The organism is Photobacterium sp. S4TG1 (assembly GCF_036040035.1).
GTDB lineage: Bacteria > Pseudomonadota > Gammaproteobacteria > Enterobacterales > Vibrionaceae > Photobacterium.
Genome location: NZ_JAYXUH010000006.1, coordinates 177,750 through 193,899, shown reverse-complemented (window position 1 = coordinate 193,899; position 16,150 = coordinate 177,750). Strand labels below are relative to the sequence as shown.

The window sequence follows — 16,150 nt, the reverse complement described above, 5'->3', positions numbered from 1 at the left end:
ACCATTTTACAAAACGAAAATTTTTCAAATTGTATTATGATAATTTTTGGCTATTTGCTAATTCTGAAACCGACATCGATTGTGATTGGTAGTGTCTTACAAAAGTATCCAATATCAGATACAAATACAAATAACATCGGTATTAATGGGCTTGTTGCTGGTGGTGAGTTAATTGGTTATTTAGAACGAGTATTGATTCTGACTTTTACTCTTGTAGGGAGCTATGCCGCGGTTGGTTTTGTTTTGGCTGCTAAATCAATATTTAGATTTGGTGAGTTAAATAAATCAAATGACCGAGGAATGACTGAATATGTACTGATTGGTTCATTGCTATCAGTTGTGATTACTACTTTGGTCGGAACCTTAATGGCCTTTGGTTTAGATGTGAAAATTAAGTGATGACAAAACAATTGCTATAGAGCTTAATTAAACATATAGAATTAACTTTTGTCCCTGAAGTGTCCTCAGTAACGAAGAAAGTCATTTATTTATTGTATATCAAATGGTTAAAAGTTTCTCGCTAGAGTCAATTCAGTATGAGTTTAGCTCATTGGTCTTTTCATTATTTCCCTATAATTGCGGAGTTAATGAAACTGTTAGCTATTTCCTAATATAAAGGTGGCATCCATGCCATTCTTAATTGAGCTAATTAGATTTGAATGCTTTTAATCTGAAAGTTAGCCATCTCAAGCTGAGTGAAATACAATGTAAATCCGCTGAATAAACCAAAATGAAGCCATAATTCCCATGATATATAACGGTGCTTGTTGAAATATCCGTTGCTGGAAAAACGCAATTTTAGAGCAAATTTTTAATATCGTTAATAATATACTTAGAAAGATAAGCTGTCCGATTTCAACGCCAACATTAAAACATGCCAATGCTAAAGGAATGCTGGTTTGTTGCAGTCCCGCAGCTTTTAATGCGCTTGCAAAGCCTAAACCGTGTAATAGGCCAAATGAAAACGAGATCAGCCATGGGAATCGTCGGCTCAATGTTGGTTGATCTTTATCGTTAGGCCGTGTTAACTCATAGCATAAAAATAAGATACTCAACGCAATACCGGCTTCGACTGGTGGCTCGGGTATCTGAATTAAATTAAGTGCCGATAAACTTAACGTAATACTGTGTGCCAATGTAAAACATGTAATAGCTTTTAAAAAGGTACGAAAATCACGAGTAAATAGCAGTAGACCAGCGACGAACATAAGGTGGTCGATACCCGTTAAAATATGCGTTATGCCTAAGGTTACAAATAGCTTTACGGTCGACCAAGTGCTTACTTTCCCAGCCAATAATAAATGGCTATGGTCTTTATAAAGTACTAGGGTCTTTATTTGACCGTGTTGGCTGGTGGTTTGCGTCAATAGCTGAATATTGTTCAACCCTTGAAATATAATCGCAGGGGCGGTGCTTGTGGTTGGAAATACCAGTAAATAACGCTGTAGATCCATTCCAAAACCATCAAGACTATTTTGGGTGCTTAGTAAATGAATTTTACCACCATCTGTAAGCACTGGAGTAATTTTAGTGTGTTCTCCAGCCACAACGGGTAGTTTTAGGGTTAATTCATATTGATGGTTATTTATTTGGCTTATTAAGCCTACCGCTGGTTGATAAGGATGAGCCACTACTTGTGGGCTCCACACCAAATTCAATGTCATATATAAAACAGCACATAGGGCAGTGTAAAAGTTATGCTTATACATTTTTAAGTAAGGTCTTTGTTGTGACTACGATGCCAGAGTTAGCGGGAAGTTCAATGTGGTATTTGTTTATCACGTCGGCTATTTTTGTATGAATAACAGCATTGGTATAGTCATTTGTTAACATTGATTTTGCATCTTTAAAGTTTAGAATTCCCGCTTTTTTGTATTGAATTAATTTAACGGTAATCGGGCCAAATGGAGTATTGATTGGCTTAGACCATGTTTTAGGCGTGATAGTATTTAAAGTTGTTACTATCGATGAACCTAGTTTAGATAATAGATCTTGCTTGGTGATACGACTTAAGCATTGTTGAGATGCGGGTACTTGTTTTGAATGTGCTTGCTCTTGAGGTGATAGGAAGTGATAGCAAAGCGAATACATATCTGGATAACGGTAGTTTTGACGATGTGCGACATAATAGCGGTGTAATAACGTGGTATTCGACGCATTTATTTTAGCTATTTGGGTTGTATAAGAGATGAAACGTTGCATTAACATCGCGTTAAGGTTGGGATCGCCTTTTTCTAAGCCAAGCTTAAGTGCTTCTTGAGAAAGTATTTGTTGTAAAATAGCTTGGTTTATATCGCTATTTAACATCACATGGGAAGGTGGGGTGCTAAAATATTTTATGTCATCACGTTTTTGTTGGGTGATTTGAGATGGTGTGATTATTACTTCATTGGTAGAAGAAGTGTCTGAATGATAGAGCGAATAGCAAATAAACAGGATCGCACCTGCTATTAGGAAGTGTGAAAATGGATCTTTGATGAATTTTTTAAGCCAAAGCAAAACAGTGTTTAACATGTCATGGAGTCTTTTCTAGTAAAATACCTAATAAGCATACATAGACAATCTGTATGACTAATGAATACGATTGTTTTTCATTATCAACAGCATTAATTTGTCTTTGTTTTAAAAGGCTAATATGTGATTTTTTGCTTATTTGATAGGGGATATGGCAACTATTGTTATTAAGTGTGAAAGTAAAAGTTAATTAGTATTGCTCATGTCAAAGATGGTGAAATTAAGTGATTTATCTAAAATTGCTAATAAATAGTGTAAGAGTGAAATTTTTTATACTTAGATCGTGTCTACTTAAAGACTCTAATGCCAGATTGGTATAATTGCTTTAATGGAAGAATAGGCATGAAAACAGTAGATTATTTTAAGATAAATCACCCTAAATATAGATTACAAAAAAAATTAGATGAAATAAGACATACTATTATTTCGGGTACTCAAGAGAAGTTGCCTCAATTATTTACTGAATTAGAGTATGAACAAAAAAAATTCGAGGAAGCTTACATTGTTAGATGGCGTATATATACATTTTTTAAACACTATAAATTTTGATTACTCTTTCGTTTTTAATTGGTATAGAAGAGATAGTGATATAATTTTATCGGTACGATATTTGATAAAAGCCTCATTTTAAATGAGGCTTTCAGATATGAATTAAGTTATCTATTTGTAACGCAGATCAATCCTTTGTCTTTCCCTAACATATTATGCATACCATACCATTCTGCTCCCATTGGATCTTGGCTAAAATTAACTTGCCATATAACATACCCAGATGGTTCATCAGATGATAAATAATGGGTAAACGGTAACTGATTTAGTTGATTGTTTGTATGTAAATAATTATATAGTTCTTGATAGTCAGATTTTGTTGCTAAATGCGTTTTTGGTCGTGAGCAACGATTACGAATTGACCAACCATTATCATTTTCTTTTAATAGTTCAGGAGATAATACAACGAAAGACTTATTGCCAATGTTGTATGTTGGTGATTGGACGAGATCATAGGGTTCAAATTTCAATGTTGTTATATACGTTGAATCAGCATCCCATGCCTGAATGTACACTGGATTCTCTGGTAGTTTATTAAAAGTAATAGATAATTTGTTTTTATTTTCTATATCTAAAGTTTGTGTGGAGAACGATAGATTTTTATTGCTAACAACTCGAATATTCATATCAGAGATCGTTGATTGTTTATTTTTAGCATAAAAAGTGAGATCTATTTTATGATTATCTTTTATATTCGTATCTATTAAAATATCTGGACTATGAAGTGGTGGTGTTACACTATTATCAATGTTTTGATGCGGGATATATGTTTCGTGCATATAGTCAGCAAAACCATAAGTCATACCACTTTCATGACTAAATGAATATGCATGAGCTATTTCATGAAATAATGTACGCATTGGTAATATACGATATACACTTTCATTTACATTAACGTAACTTTCCCAAATCGATGCCCAACCACCGCCATGCGAAGTAGCATTGCTTATGTCTGCACTACTACCGCCGCCCATACCTTCAGCTGCATAAATATTACGCATAACACGCATCGATAAATTGTGACCTTCAAGTCCCATTGATAAATAGTTACGATAGCCGTAGCTAAAACCTGCTGGATTTGCCGCGGTATAGCTAACGCATGGGCCATAGGTGCTACAATTATTTTTAAAGAAATCTTCTATAGCGGTAACAAAAGAAACTTTATTAAATGAGTCATGTATATAGCTTAATGTTCGCTCAAAAGTATCTCTTTCTGGGCCAATTTTAGGTGAGTTATAACATGTTTTTGTTTTATCGCTACATGTACTTTTTTGACCGCCTAGATCTAAATTTGGATTAAACATAATGAGTTCATCATCATATTCAATATTTTCTATATTATTATTAGAAAAAGATATTTTTGCTTTTGCGTACGGTAAAACGGGCGTGTCTAGAGTTAAAAATACTGGTGATTGACTATCTTTGTGTGTGACAGCAAGATTTTCTATTGGCATAAAAGTATGATTTGTTATGTACCATTGCCCATTTGTATTTGTAAATTCAATATTATTAAATCGTACGGTATCAGTTTCAGGGAATTTTTCCTGATTAGTTATATACCCAGTCAATTCTTGTGATTGGGGAATATTCATTTTGGTGGTTACTATAACTTCTTGCAGGTTATTATAATTTTTTAATGTAGTATTTGCTGTAATGGTTAATGATATCGGTTGAGATACAGAGGATTTTCCATCAGAAACAATAATATTAAAGTCAGATATGCCAATATTATTTTCTAGAGGTGTTCCTGATAATAAACCTGTAGCTGGATTGATTGATAACCAAGGAGGTGCATTGTCTAACGTATATACTAAAGTATCATTATCTATATCTTTAGCTTCTATTTGATATTGAAAAATTTGGCCACTAAAAATTGAATTTAAAATAACATTAGAAATTTCAGGTTTATTATTTGGTTTAACATCAGGTTTAACATCAGGTTTAATGTCAGGTTTAATGTCAGGTTTAATGTCAGGTTTGATATTCGGTGATGTTGTCGTGATATTTTTTGAAGATGAGTTGTCATTACATCCTGATAAAGAGGTAATAATTATAGTTGTTAGTAGTAGTTGCTTTAAAATCATGCTCTGTGCCGATGTATTAATTGTGATACATCATTGCAGTGTATTGGTTATCCCTTGTGCAAATCTTATAGTTATTGTTATTTAAAATAATAAAGCTTCTATAAAATAAATAGTAATTGATAAATTATTGGAATCGGCATTATTATTTAATAATTAAGTTAAATATTAGTAATTTGTTCAATCAAACTTAGATGCGATTTTTTTCAATGAATTTTACAATGGTATTTTGATGATGATTCTATTTTTATACATTAAATCTCGAAATGTAAATTCTTACTTATAGTGTGTAAAAGTGATAGTTGTTTATTTTTTTTGTGATATATATGGAATAGAAAGATAAAGTTCAGTTATGAATTCTAATAAAAAATAGAATCAAAATAATAAAGGAAGTGTCATGAAAGACTATTTTAATACTACATATCCATCCATTGATCTTCTTAGAAAAAAAGCAAAATCACGATTGCCGAAATTTGCGTTTGAATACGTAGATGGCGGTTGTAACAATGAAATTGGTTTAAGACGAAATACTGATGATATTCGTAAGCTTGAACTTATTCCTTATTATTTAAGAGATTATAAGGATGTGTCTTTAAAAACTACATTGTTTGGTGAAACGTATGATGCCCCATTTGGTGTAAGTCCTGTTGGGCTTCAAGGCTTGATTTGGCCGCAAGCTCCTGAGATTTTAGCAAAAGCGGCTTTTGAGCATAATGTACCTTTTGTATTGAGTACGGTATCAACGGCATCAATCGAAACTATCGCGGAAATTACGGAAGGAAAAATGTGGTTTCAGTTATATCACCCCGTTGATGATGCAATAACTGATGACTTACTTGCTCGTTGTAAAGCGGCAGGGGTTAAAACCTTAGTCTTATTATCAGATGTTCCCACCTTTGCTTATCGCCCTAAAGAAATAAAAAATGGATTGGCTATGCCGCCAAAAATGACAGTTGAAAACATGCTGCAAATTATGCTGTCTCCTGAATGGGCACTTGAGACATTAATTAAAGGTAAGCCGGAATTTAAATCATTAACCAAATATATGTCTGGTTCAATGAATATGCATCACTTGGCATTGTTTATGGATAAAACATTTAATGGGCGTTTAAGTGAAGAAAAAGTGCGTAAGTTACGTGATAAATGGGATGGTAACTTAGTGCTAAAAGGGTTATCTACTGTTGAAGATGCAAAAAAAGCAATAGAAATAGGCCTTGATGGGATCATTGTTTCAAATCATGGTGGGCGTCAACTTGATGCGGGTCCATCAACCATCAATAAAGGCATTGAAATTCTTAATGCTTGTAAAGGTCAAACAACCATTATGATGGATAGTGGTATTAGAGAGGGATCTGATATTGCTTGTACGCTAGCTGCGGGTATGGATTTTACATTTATGGGCCGTAGTTTTATGTACAGTGTGGGTGCACTTGGTCAAAATGGGGGATATCACGCAATGAATATGCTGAAAAAGCAACTTCAGCAAGTGATGGAACAAGTGTGTTGTGAAAAACCACAAGATTTGTCTAATCATTTGGCTCAAATTAAGAATCTATGGTAGTTGATTGTTTATATAAATAAGTAAGCATGATAAAGGTGTACTAAGTACACCTTTTTATTTGTTATCGCAGTAAGTTTGTTTTTACAATATCAATTAATTCATCACCATAGCCATTAAACAGCGCTTTTAAGGTGTAGATAGTAAAGCCTTTCTCTTGTGCTAATTTTATTTTTGGCGGTAAACTTAATTCGTTTTTATCAGTGATCACTTCAAGCAATGCTGGGCCATTATGATTTAATAATTCATCGATGGCATCACCTAGTTTATGCGGATCGGCTACGCTGATCCCTTTAATATTACAAGCATTTGCAATTGCAGCAAAACTTGGGTTATTAAGATTAGTTGCGTTAGAAACAAAACCAGCTGCTTTCATTTCCATATCAACAAAACCTAATGAGCTGTTATTGATAATAACGATTTTAATAGGAAGATTATAAGGCACTAGGGTAAGAAGATCGCCCATTAGCATTGAAAATCCGCCATCACCACACAGTGCAATGACTTGGCGAGTCGTATCTACGGCTTGAATACCAATAGACTGTGCTAGAGCATTTGCCATTGAACCATGATTAAAAGAACCAACTAAGCGTCGTTGACTGGTCATTGTGAAATACCGCGCAGCCCATAATGTCGGTGTTCCAACATCACAGGTAAACACTGCATTTGATTGTGCTTTTACACTGAGCATTTTTGTCAGTGTTTGAGGGTGGATGAGTGTACTTTTCGGTTTTATCTCGGCTAAATTATCTAAGTCTTTGCGTGTTGTTTGGTAATGGTGAAGACATTTATCAAGAAAATGATGATCTGTTTTTTCTTTCACTAATGGAAGTAGGGCTGATAATGTGGGATTTATATCGCTAATAAGCGCAAGATCTACTTGAGTGTGCCGACCAATAGCATCAGGATCATTATCAATCTGAATAATTTTAGCCGCTTTAGGGTAGAACGGCTTAAATGGAAAGCTGGTGCCAAGTAAAACCACAGTGTCGGCATTTTCCATCGCGTGGTAACCAGAAGCAAAACCAATTAACCCTGTCATACCCACATCATAGGGATTATCATATTCAATATGTTCTTTGCCCCTTAAAGCATGAACAATTGGAGCTTTTAATTTTTCCGCTAATGCTATTACTTGTTCGTGTGAATTTTTACAGCCTGCACCACAAAATAAAACTATTTTTGATGATTGGTTAATAATTTTTTGGCACAACATTAATTCAGGTAATACTGGCGTGATTTGTTGTAATGCCGGGCGTTGCCATTTTATTGGGGTGTTTTTTGGCATATCAAGTAGTGCAATATCACCTGGAATAACAATGACACTTACACCTTTCTTTAAAATAGCTTGCCTCATTGCAGCTTCTAAAATGAAAGGCATTTGAGATGGATGAGTTAATTTCTCACAAAAAACACTGCATTGTTTAAATAAATGAAGAGGATCTGTTTCTTGGAAATAACGGCTACCAGCTTCTGATGAGGGGATATCAGAAGCTATAGCAAGTACGGGGACTTTATTTCGGTGACAATTATATAAACCGTTAATTAAGTGCATGTTACCTGGACCACACGATCCAGCACAAATTGCCAGTTCTCCTGTGAGTTCAGCTTCTGCTCCTGCTGCAAATGCAGCAACTTCTTCATGTCTTGTTCCGATCCATTTTATTGTGCCATCAGCCCGTAAGCTATCACTAATTCCATTTAACGAATCTCCAGTTACTCCCCAAATACGTTTTATTCCGGCAGCACTGAGTAGTTTAATTATATATTGAGCAATGTTCATAATATTCCTTTATTTTATATTATAAAATTAATGTATTTAAGAGCTAATTAAGGGGCAAAGGTCGGTAATAATGTTTATTTATAAAATAAAGAGGATGTTGTTTCTGTTTTTTTATATTTAAAAGGAATATTTGAACACTGTATTATATTAAATGATTCCTCTTGGTGTTATTATGCTGCTCGTTTATTAACCTTATAGTAATTTGTTATTTTGCTATATCAGAGTAAGTAGTCATGAAAAAATCATTCTTTTTAACTATTCTTTTGGGTTTCAGTACTGCTTCATACGCGGACTTACATCTTGAGTTCAAAAATGTAAATAATCTTAATAGCAACATTAATGGAACTAATAGCGGCCGCGTTTATGTGTGTACGTTACAACCATTTCGTGATGTTTTTGCGGATGTAGGGATTACAGAGGATATGGCCCGATATAAAGTACAGCATCGTTGTGAAAAATCGCAAGGTGAAGGTAGTATTTTCTGTAAAGTGAAAGAAGCGAAGTGTGTTGAATCGTCTCTTATCTCAGAAATGGATACTGACCGTCGTAATGGTATTTCAATTTATAGTAAACATAATCAAAGAGGGGAATCTGTCATGATCACCCATGATGTGCCTAATTTGCGTGTCTACAATTTTGATAACCGAATGTCATCTTATGATATTCCTATTGGATGGACAGTACGGTTCTACGAAGGTGTTAATTATAGTGGTGGTTTTTATACACGTAATAGTGGTGATGCTAACGCAATCGGATTCGATAATCAGGTGAGTTCTATTAAAATATTAAGTACTTTTTGATTGCGGGTAATCGTTTAAATAATTGGCACTAACCGAGAGTTAGTGCCAATGTTATTTGGTCAATTTAGTTTATTGAAATACTTTTAATAATTTGTTGTGCAATGTATTTGTGCATTGCTGTCGTCGGGTGAGTAACCCCCCAAAAAACATATTTGTCTGAGCCATGTTTCGCGCAATCATTAGTAAGCGCATGACTTATTAGGTAATCTTTAGAAGAACTGCGATTGATATCCATACAAGCATCTTTTGCATTCACAAAGCCGTATTTTTTTGGCTCAGAAGTGACATTTTCAAATATTTGGTATGCGTCGACAAACGTAATATTGAAGCCTTGTTGTTTATAATAAGCAGCTTGTTCTTTTATAAAGAGATTGAATTGTTTAATTTGCTGACTAACTAAAGCAACTCTATCTGCGGTGGCGTATTTAAATTGAGGTGCTTTACTCGCATCTGGTAACGTCATTAGTAAAATATTTTTGGCACCCGCATCGGTTAAACGAATCAAAGCTGTACTATAATCACTTTTTACTTCAGTCACATTACGGTCGTAATTCATAAAATCATTAAGGCCAAATTCTAGAGTAAATAACGTATTTTTAATGTGATAATTTTTTGCAGATTTCATGTATGTGTTGAACGATGAAATTTGATCATAAATACCGGTAAGAATACCATATTCATTTACACCTGCGGCACCACCGACGGCCCAGTTATATAATGGTAGCTGCTTAGCGTTGGCGAGATATTCAGTCCAAACAAGACCGTTACTGAAGTGACCTAGGAACCAACTATTACTATTTGGAAATAGCCATTGTGAGCCATTGAAAGTATTACCTGTATCTGAAAGACTATCACCAAAAGCAACGATTCTATTGATTGTATTAGCTTGATTTGCAGTATCATTACTCCAAATGGTGTGGCTATAAGATGCCTTTATATCTGAAGCATAGAATGTAATATCAGCATTTTTATTATCAGAATCAATAGATGCCGCACAGCGTTGTGCTATAGCCTTATTTGACACATCAGTATAAAACATATTTTTAAATGAGATAGACGACCACCAATAACCTGGTAGCTTATAATAACTATTATCACTATTTTTAGCCCACACCCAATCTGTTGCTGGTTCATCGTGGCTAATACTGGTGCGATACCAACATTTTACATAGGTGTAAGTATTGTTAGCATAGGGAACAAAATTTTGCTGTGGTGAATGGTTTTTAATATGTTGAACGTTATTAGAAGCAGTTGCAGCAAAAGGGAATAATAACGTTAATAGTAAATATGCCTTGTTCATGACCGTCCTTTATTTTAAGAGTTGTATTAACGAGGGTTTTAATAACCGAGATAATTAACACATAGAAACAATGTAAATAATTGCATTGTTTGGTTACATTAATAGAGCTATTGATAAGAGTCAGGTTTTATATTCCATAGTGGGATACTCTTCTAATAAATTGATTATTTTAGCTTTATTTGTATTGATTATCAGTCATATAGTATCTACATCTGAACGTTCCAGTTGCTGCATATTCTTATGGTGAATGATTTAAATCTAATGGAATACTGATATTTCAATAAAGAATGTCTGTAAAAAGTGTTTTGTTATGATAGCTATGATTGTCATTACAGATGATGAATCTGTAGAAATGCATTATTAAATGGTAATGATATTGTTAATGTAAAGCGGAGTGATTTGGTGAGTTACGATGGAGATATGCCGGTTGTGTTTTATGTTATAATACCGTCAGTGTTTCCAATTAGATAAATGAACTATGCTTGGCTATTACCTCCATACAAAAAATGCACAACAGGCATTAGATGCCATCAAAAAAGGACTCTCTAGCGTTCGAATATCGACAGATCTTAATCTTACTGAGCAAGACTTTGTAGTGAACGATCAAGGCTTAATTCTTGATGAAGAGAATCATCTTTCTATTGCTGATCTGAAAAAAATCGTTAAAAAAACACAAAGAATTTATCTTTGTAATGATGGTTATATGGATCCATTAGAAGATCGCAGTGTGGGTTATTACAAATTAGCACCAACAGAAGGTGCGCCACTACTTGAGATCAGTGGTGTTAAAATGCACATTTCAAAAGGCACTGATCCTTTTAAAAGTGCGTCAGAAATGGCCAAACAAGCAGTTCGCTGTGGCGACAATGTTCTCGATTGTTGTAGTGGTTTAGGTTATGCCGCGATTGCTGCTCACCGTTTAGGTGCTAAAAAAGTATTAACGATTGAATTAAGTGAATCGGTAATGGGTTTACGTGCGCAGAATCCTTGGTCACGTGATTTGAACAATGATGGCATTGAACAACGTCAGGGCAGCAGCTTTGAGTTGATTGAGACAATGCCTTCCATATCTTTTGATGCAGTTATTCACGATCCACCACGTTTTTCTCTTGCTGGTGAACTTTACAGTGAAGAGTTCTATAGTGAGATTTACCGTGTGTTACGTCAAGATGGACGTCTTTTCCATTATACGGGTAATCCGCATATCATGAAGAAAGGCAGTGGTTTTGTTGATGGAGTTATTCGTCGATTAAAAGCAGTTGGCTTTAAAAATGTGCAGAAAATTGATCATTTAATGGGTGTGAGTGCCCAAAAGTAATGTGATAGAGCTGGAGCCGCAGGGCAATTATACGTAGTGTTGTGAGTAATTGCCGCGGCTCCTTTTTATAACAGTCTTATAATGAGTTATTTTTACTGTTCTTTATAACATGATGTTCTTTATTTCCAGGATGATGAAATTTTGAGTTGAGCACTCTATTGTTAACAACAATTGGCGTTTCTATTTTTTGACTGATCTTTTTGTTATTTGGGTTATGGAATTTCGAATTTATAATATCAGTGCTAGAGAAAGCCGAACTTGAAACAAATAATAAACAGAAAATAAAAGAAAGTTTCATATGAATTGTCCTTTTTTCATGTGCATACTTATAATTTTATACGTTATAGCTATATCAGGCTGTCGATGTTATACAAGTATGCGAATAAACTTATACCTATCGTTATGCCATTGTAATGATATTTATCAAAGACAATTATTACTGATATGTGATCGACATCAAACGTGAAATAAATCAGATTATGCTGTTATGGAAAGATTTTTGATAGCCATTATGCATTTATAACAGCAATCAAATTATTAATTATCGTTAAAAATAACATTGAGATACATTTCTTTTGCCATAGGAATGAGATTAGTGTTTTTAGTTATTTGCAACGATGCTAGTAGGCCATTAAAAATCAATTCTGCTTGCTGTGATTTAAGTTCTGCATTTTTAATATTATTTTCAATTAACAATCTTTTGATCATGTCGACACGCATATTTTTATAGCCACTGCATATCTCAGCAATGTTATCGTCAGTATGATTAAATTCACTATAGGCTAATTGAAAATAACACCCATTAAATAAATCATCTTTTACCAATGCGACTAATAGATCAAATCGTTCTGATAGTTTTTGTTCAAGTGTTAATGTTGGATCTGCGAAAGTAAGATTAAGATGATTTAGCGCGCGTTCGCTAAATAAATTTAATGCTTCTTTTATAAGGTTTTCTTTTGAAGTGAAATACTTATAGATGGTTGCTTTTGATACTCCTGTTGCCGTCGTAATCGTATCCATACTCGTGCCATGGAAGCCATATTGCGCGCATAAAGTGATTGTTTTATTAATAATATTCAATCGTTTTTCTTGTTGTTTACTCATAAACTTTCACCTCTGTTGTCGTTCTATTGATCATAACAAAATAAACTGTTTAGTTCAAAACTCTTGACAGATGCTAACTTACTCACTAAATTGAACTAAACGGTTCAGTTCAATTTAGATAGGTAGGATAATTATGGATAGTTTAAGGACAAGTACAGTATCGCCACCAGCAACAACTTTAGGGTATAAATTGGGGGTTTTCGGTGTTGTGTTAGTTTTATTGTGGATTGGCATTTTTAAATTTACGCCAACAGAAGCTGCAGCAATTGAGCCGCTTATTAAAAACCACCCTTTAATGGGTTGGACATATCACTTTTTTTCGGTTCAAACCGTGTCTAATCTGGTTGGTTTAAGTGAGATAGTAGTGGCAATTGGCCTTATTTATGGTTTCTTTAATCCTAGAGTAGGTTATTTTTCTGGCCTTATCGCTAGCGCTATTTTTATAGTGACACTTAGTTTCTTATTTACGACACCCAATACTTGGAAAATAGTGGATAGTGTTCCTGTAGCGAACTTCTTTTTAGTCAAAGACATTCTCTTTTTAGCCATAGCAATAATGGTTGTCGAACACAATAAAAAATTATTAGCTCATAAATCACAATAGGAGATTATTATGAAATACGTTATAAATGCTTTTTTAATTACGGTTATTAGTTTAGTTTCTTATACTGCATCAGCAAAAGATGGTGATTTTATGGGAACCATTAGTTTTGATAAACCGACTACTAATACTATTATGTTACAAAGATACATGAAGAAATCATCAATTGATAAATCACATTCTGGAGTATTAATAAAGCAGAAGGTGACAATGCTTAGTTTTCAAGAAAAACTACTATCAGCAGCAGATAAGTAATTATAAAAATAAGACTATTCTATAATATAAAGCGGCACTCTTTGAATATTAGGAGTGTCGCAGTTATATGACCATAGCAAATTTAGAGGTAATATATAGTCATTCAATTAATGTAAATATAATCGGAGTCATAATAGTAATGGTGTTACCTATACAATTTATTGCAACTGATATGGATGGTACTTTACTCAATGATATGAATGAGTTACCGCATGATTTTCTGAGTGTTTTTAATGCACTAGATGAAAAAAATATTTTATTTGCGGCTGCGTCTGGGCGACAATATTTCACTTTATTAAAAATGTTTGAGTCTATTAAGGATCGCATACTTTTTATTGCCGAAAATGGCACTTTGGTGATGTATCAAGGTAAAGAGCTTTACAGTGCAACGATCCCTAAAAATGAAACTGATATTATTATAAATACCGTCCGTGCTGTCGAAAATAGTCATATTGTTTTATGTGGTAAAAAATCAGCTTATACAGAGACCAAAGATAAGCAAGCTCAGCAAGAAATCATGAAGTATTGTCATCATATTATGTTTGTTGATGATTTATTAGATGTTGATGATGAAGTGATTAAAATATCAGTATTGAACTTTAACGGTACTGAAGAGCATGTTTATCCTTGTGTTGCCCCTTTATTTGCGTCAACACACCAAGTAGTTGTGAGTGGTAAAACATGGTTAGACTTTATGGATAAGCAAGCATCAAAAGGGCAAGCTATTAAAGCTATGCGTGATCAATTTGGATTTACGTTTGAAAATAGTATGAGTTTTGGTGATTTCTTTAATGATGTAGAGATGCTTAATGAAACTTATTTTAGTTACGCTATGGGCAATGCTCATCCTGAAATCAAGAAATTAGCTCGATTTATTGCGCCAAGTAACAACCAACAGGGGGTTATTACTGTCATTAAGCAACAGGTGTTACGTTGTAACGAAAAAGAATAGTTAGTATGTATTGATAATCTAAATAAGACAGTAAATTCCATTGACAAATATTGATAATGAATTACATTCTTATTTAGGTTGTTATATGTTGCATAGCTAAGGAGCATTTAATGAATACTGATGAACTATTTCCTTTATATGTCATTATTTCTGTTGCTGTTTTTTTATTCTTTATGTTCTTTTTATTTATCCAGTTATACCTAAAAGCAAAAAAAGAAAATATCGGGGGCTGTTGTATTGCAGAAGTAAAACCAACATCAAATAAAAAAAGGAACACCAACCATCACTAATCGTTTTGTTGAAAACACCATTATGTAATGTAATGGTGTTTTTTGCATTTAACGGAAGAAAGTTGATATTATGTGTTCACTTTACGATAAGTTATGAGCACATTATTTAATGTAGATCAGCTTTTACAGCTCGAGGCATTGGCTTTTTGATTAAAATTAACGTCATTAACAGGTAGAATATTCATCATTAATAAAATGTTGGAATAATTACTGTTTATGACATCTCCAATCAAATTTATCGCAACAGACATGGATGGCACGTTACTGAGCGATGAGAAAGTACTTCCTGCTGATTTTTATGATGTGTTTAATCAACTTGATGCTAAAAACATTCTCTTTGCTGCTGCATCTGGTCGCCAGTATCAGAGCTTAGCAAATACGTTTGAGCCGATTAAGAATAAGATGTTATTTATTGCTGAAAACGGCACATTAGTGATGTATCAAGGAAAAGAACTCTACAGTTCTACCATTCCTACCCCTGAAATTCATACTATTATTAATAGCATTAAAACGATTGATAATACCTTCATTGTCCTCTGCGGTAAAAACTCTGCTTATACTGAAACAACCGATGCACATGCGTTAGAAGAAATTAAAAAATATTACCATAATCTTGAATTTGTAGATGATTTATTAGCTGTAGATGATGAATTCATTAAGATTGCGGTACTTAATTTTAACGGCACAGAGCCGCTGGTATACCCAATTATTGCACCATTATATGCTCAAACTCACCAGGTCGTGATCAGTGCTAAAGTATGGCTTGATGTGATGCACAAAACGGCCTCTAAAGGTGCAGCAATTAAAGAATTACAACGTATTTTCGATTTTACATTTGAAGAAAGTATGAGTTTTGGTGATTTCTTAAATGATGTGGAAATGCTGAAAGAAACTTATTTTAGTTATGCGATGGATAATGCGCATCCAGAAATTAAACAACTAGCACGCTTTCATGCACCAAGTAATAATGACCAAGGTGTAATGACCGTTATTAAAGAGAGAGTATTAAGCTAAAATTTTCACAGGGTGTTGATTTTATATGGAT

The 16,150-nt window shown here is 33.9% G+C and carries 15 protein-coding genes and 1 pseudogene; 10 read left to right on the top strand and 6 right to left on the bottom strand.

Going from position 1 to position 16,150, the window contains the following annotated elements; genetic code table 11:
• Positions 1–399 (top strand): annotated as a pseudogene (locus tag VXS03_RS10285) (DUF3307 domain-containing protein); the annotation flags it as partial.
• Positions 400–686: 287 nt separating this feature from the next.
• Here the strand turns inward: VXS03_RS10285 and VXS03_RS10280 are convergent.
• Complete coding sequence (locus VXS03_RS10280; RefSeq protein ID WP_327763612.1) at positions 687–1,664, bottom strand: HupE/UreJ family protein; 978 nt, start codon at positions 1,662–1,664, stop codon at positions 687–689.
• Between the two features lie 37 nt (positions 1,665–1,701).
• Positions 1,702–2,514 carry a peptidylprolyl isomerase gene (locus VXS03_RS10275; RefSeq protein ID WP_327763611.1) on the bottom strand — a complete coding sequence of 271 codons (813 nt, stop codon included), beginning with the start codon at positions 2,512–2,514 and terminating at the stop codon, positions 1,702–1,704.
• A gap of 342 nt (positions 2,515–2,856) precedes the next feature.
• On the opposite strand from VXS03_RS10275, the gene VXS03_RS10270 reads away from it, so the two are divergent.
• Entirely contained in the window at positions 2,857–3,063 is a 207-nt protein-coding gene (locus VXS03_RS10270) for a hypothetical protein (protein ID WP_327763610.1), read from the top strand.
• Between the two features lie 107 nt (positions 3,064–3,170).
• On the opposite strand, the gene VXS03_RS10265 is transcribed toward VXS03_RS10270, so the two are convergent.
• Positions 3,171–5,147: a putative Ig domain-containing protein gene (locus tag VXS03_RS10265; protein WP_327763609.1), complete on the bottom strand. Its 1,977-nt coding sequence runs from the start codon at positions 5,145–5,147 to the stop codon at positions 3,171–3,173.
• A gap of 394 nt (positions 5,148–5,541) precedes the next feature.
• Between VXS03_RS10265 and VXS03_RS10260 the strand changes: the two genes are divergently transcribed.
• Positions 5,542–6,705 (top strand): alpha-hydroxy acid oxidase, encoded by a 1,164-nt coding sequence (locus tag VXS03_RS10260; RefSeq protein ID WP_327763608.1) that lies wholly within the window; start codon positions 5,542–5,544, stop codon positions 6,703–6,705.
• A gap of 61 nt (positions 6,706–6,766) precedes the next feature.
• Here VXS03_RS10260 and poxB read toward each other — a convergent pair whose 3' ends face one another.
• Positions 6,767–8,485, bottom strand: coding sequence for a ubiquinone-dependent pyruvate dehydrogenase (gene poxB, locus VXS03_RS10255; RefSeq protein ID WP_327763607.1), 1,719 nt, complete (start codon positions 8,483–8,485; stop codon positions 6,767–6,769).
• A gap of 233 nt (positions 8,486–8,718) precedes the next feature.
• On the opposite strand from poxB, the gene VXS03_RS10250 reads away from it, so the two are divergent.
• Positions 8,719–9,285 carry a beta/gamma crystallin-related protein gene (locus VXS03_RS10250; RefSeq protein WP_327763606.1) on the top strand — a complete coding sequence of 189 codons (567 nt, stop codon included), beginning with the start codon at positions 8,719–8,721 and terminating at the stop codon, positions 9,283–9,285.
• A gap of 64 nt (positions 9,286–9,349) precedes the next feature.
• Here the strand turns inward: VXS03_RS10250 and VXS03_RS10245 are convergent, their stop codons facing one another.
• Positions 9,350–10,585: an SGNH/GDSL hydrolase family protein gene (locus VXS03_RS10245; protein ID WP_327763605.1), complete on the bottom strand. Its 1,236-nt coding sequence runs from the start codon at positions 10,583–10,585 to the stop codon at positions 9,350–9,352.
• A 478-nt stretch (positions 10,586–11,063) separates the two neighbouring features.
• Here VXS03_RS10245 and VXS03_RS10240 point away from each other — a divergent pair, with 478 nt between their 5' ends.
• Positions 11,064–11,903 carry a class I SAM-dependent methyltransferase gene (locus VXS03_RS10240; protein ID WP_327763604.1) on the top strand — a complete coding sequence of 280 codons (840 nt, stop codon included), beginning with the start codon at positions 11,064–11,066 and terminating at the stop codon, positions 11,901–11,903.
• A gap of 537 nt (positions 11,904–12,440) precedes the next feature.
• Here the strand turns inward: VXS03_RS10240 and VXS03_RS10235 are convergent.
• On the bottom strand, positions 12,441–13,007 hold the full coding sequence (locus tag VXS03_RS10235) for a TetR/AcrR family transcriptional regulator (RefSeq protein ID WP_327763603.1): 567 nt from the start codon (positions 13,005–13,007) through the stop codon (positions 12,441–12,443).
• Positions 13,008–13,140: 133 nt separating this feature from the next.
• On the opposite strand from VXS03_RS10235, the gene VXS03_RS10230 reads away from it, so the two are divergent.
• The 5 genes from VXS03_RS10230 (at position 13,141) to VXS03_RS10210 (ending at position 16,119) form a co-directional block, all read left to right on the top strand.
• On the top strand, positions 13,141–13,611 hold the full coding sequence (locus VXS03_RS10230) for a DUF417 family protein (protein WP_327763602.1): 471 nt from the start codon (positions 13,141–13,143) through the stop codon (positions 13,609–13,611).
• Between the two features lie 9 nt (positions 13,612–13,620).
• A complete protein-coding gene (locus VXS03_RS10225) occupies positions 13,621–13,863 on the top strand; it encodes a hypothetical protein (RefSeq protein ID WP_327763601.1) in 243 nt (80 codons plus the stop codon).
• A gap of 139 nt (positions 13,864–14,002) precedes the next feature.
• On the top strand, positions 14,003–14,815 hold the full coding sequence (locus VXS03_RS10220) for a Cof-type HAD-IIB family hydrolase (RefSeq protein WP_327763600.1): 813 nt from the start codon (positions 14,003–14,005) through the stop codon (positions 14,813–14,815).
• A 110-nt stretch (positions 14,816–14,925) separates the two neighbouring features.
• The gene (locus VXS03_RS10215; RefSeq protein WP_327763599.1) at positions 14,926–15,105 is read left to right on the top strand and encodes a hypothetical protein; all 180 of its coding nucleotides are present in this window, start codon (positions 14,926–14,928) and stop codon (positions 15,103–15,105) included.
• Positions 15,106–15,321: 216 nt separating this feature from the next.
• Positions 15,322–16,119 carry a Cof-type HAD-IIB family hydrolase gene (locus VXS03_RS10210; RefSeq protein ID WP_327763598.1) on the top strand — a complete coding sequence of 266 codons (798 nt, stop codon included), beginning with the start codon at positions 15,322–15,324 and terminating at the stop codon, positions 16,117–16,119.
• The last annotated feature ends 31 nt before the right edge of the window (positions 16,120–16,150 follow it).

What these genes read in the sequence shown, in the direction of transcription:
- VXS03_RS10270 (WP_327763610.1), top strand. Translation starts at nt 2,857, where the DNA reads ATGAAAACAGTAGATTATTTTAAGATAAATCACCCTAAATATAGATTA.
- VXS03_RS10220 (WP_327763600.1), top strand. Translation starts at nt 14,003, where the DNA reads ATGGTGTTACCTATACAATTTATTGCAACTGATATGGATGGTACTTTA.
- VXS03_RS10280 (WP_327763612.1), bottom strand. Translation starts at nt 1,664, where the DNA reads ATGACATTGAATTTGGTGTGGAGCCCACAAGTAGTGGCTCATCCTTAT.
- VXS03_RS10240 (WP_327763604.1), top strand. Translation starts at nt 11,064, where the DNA reads ATGCTTGGCTATTACCTCCATACAAAAAATGCACAACAGGCATTAGAT.
- VXS03_RS10245 (WP_327763605.1), bottom strand. Translation starts at nt 10,585, where the DNA reads ATGAACAAGGCATATTTACTATTAACGTTATTATTCCCTTTTGCTGCA.
- VXS03_RS10215 (WP_327763599.1), top strand. Translation starts at nt 14,926, where the DNA reads ATGAATACTGATGAACTATTTCCTTTATATGTCATTATTTCTGTTGCT.
- poxB (WP_327763607.1), bottom strand. Translation starts at nt 8,485, where the DNA reads ATGAACATTGCTCAATATATAATTAAACTACTCAGTGCTGCCGGAATA.
- VXS03_RS10250 (WP_327763606.1), top strand. Translation starts at nt 8,719, where the DNA reads ATGAAAAAATCATTCTTTTTAACTATTCTTTTGGGTTTCAGTACTGCT.
- VXS03_RS10230 (WP_327763602.1), top strand. Translation starts at nt 13,141, where the DNA reads ATGGATAGTTTAAGGACAAGTACAGTATCGCCACCAGCAACAACTTTA.
- VXS03_RS10275 (WP_327763611.1), bottom strand. Translation starts at nt 2,514, where the DNA reads ATGTTAAACACTGTTTTGCTTTGGCTTAAAAAATTCATCAAAGATCCA.
- VXS03_RS10210 (WP_327763598.1), top strand. Translation starts at nt 15,322, where the DNA reads ATGACATCTCCAATCAAATTTATCGCAACAGACATGGATGGCACGTTA.
- VXS03_RS10235 (WP_327763603.1), bottom strand. Translation starts at nt 13,007, where the DNA reads ATGAGTAAACAACAAGAAAAACGATTGAATATTATTAATAAAACAATC.
- VXS03_RS10225 (WP_327763601.1), top strand. Translation starts at nt 13,621, where the DNA reads ATGAAATACGTTATAAATGCTTTTTTAATTACGGTTATTAGTTTAGTT.
- VXS03_RS10265 (WP_327763609.1), bottom strand. Translation starts at nt 5,147, where the DNA reads ATGATTTTAAAGCAACTACTACTAACAACTATAATTATTACCTCTTTA.
- VXS03_RS10260 (WP_327763608.1), top strand. Translation starts at nt 5,542, where the DNA reads ATGAAAGACTATTTTAATACTACATATCCATCCATTGATCTTCTTAGA.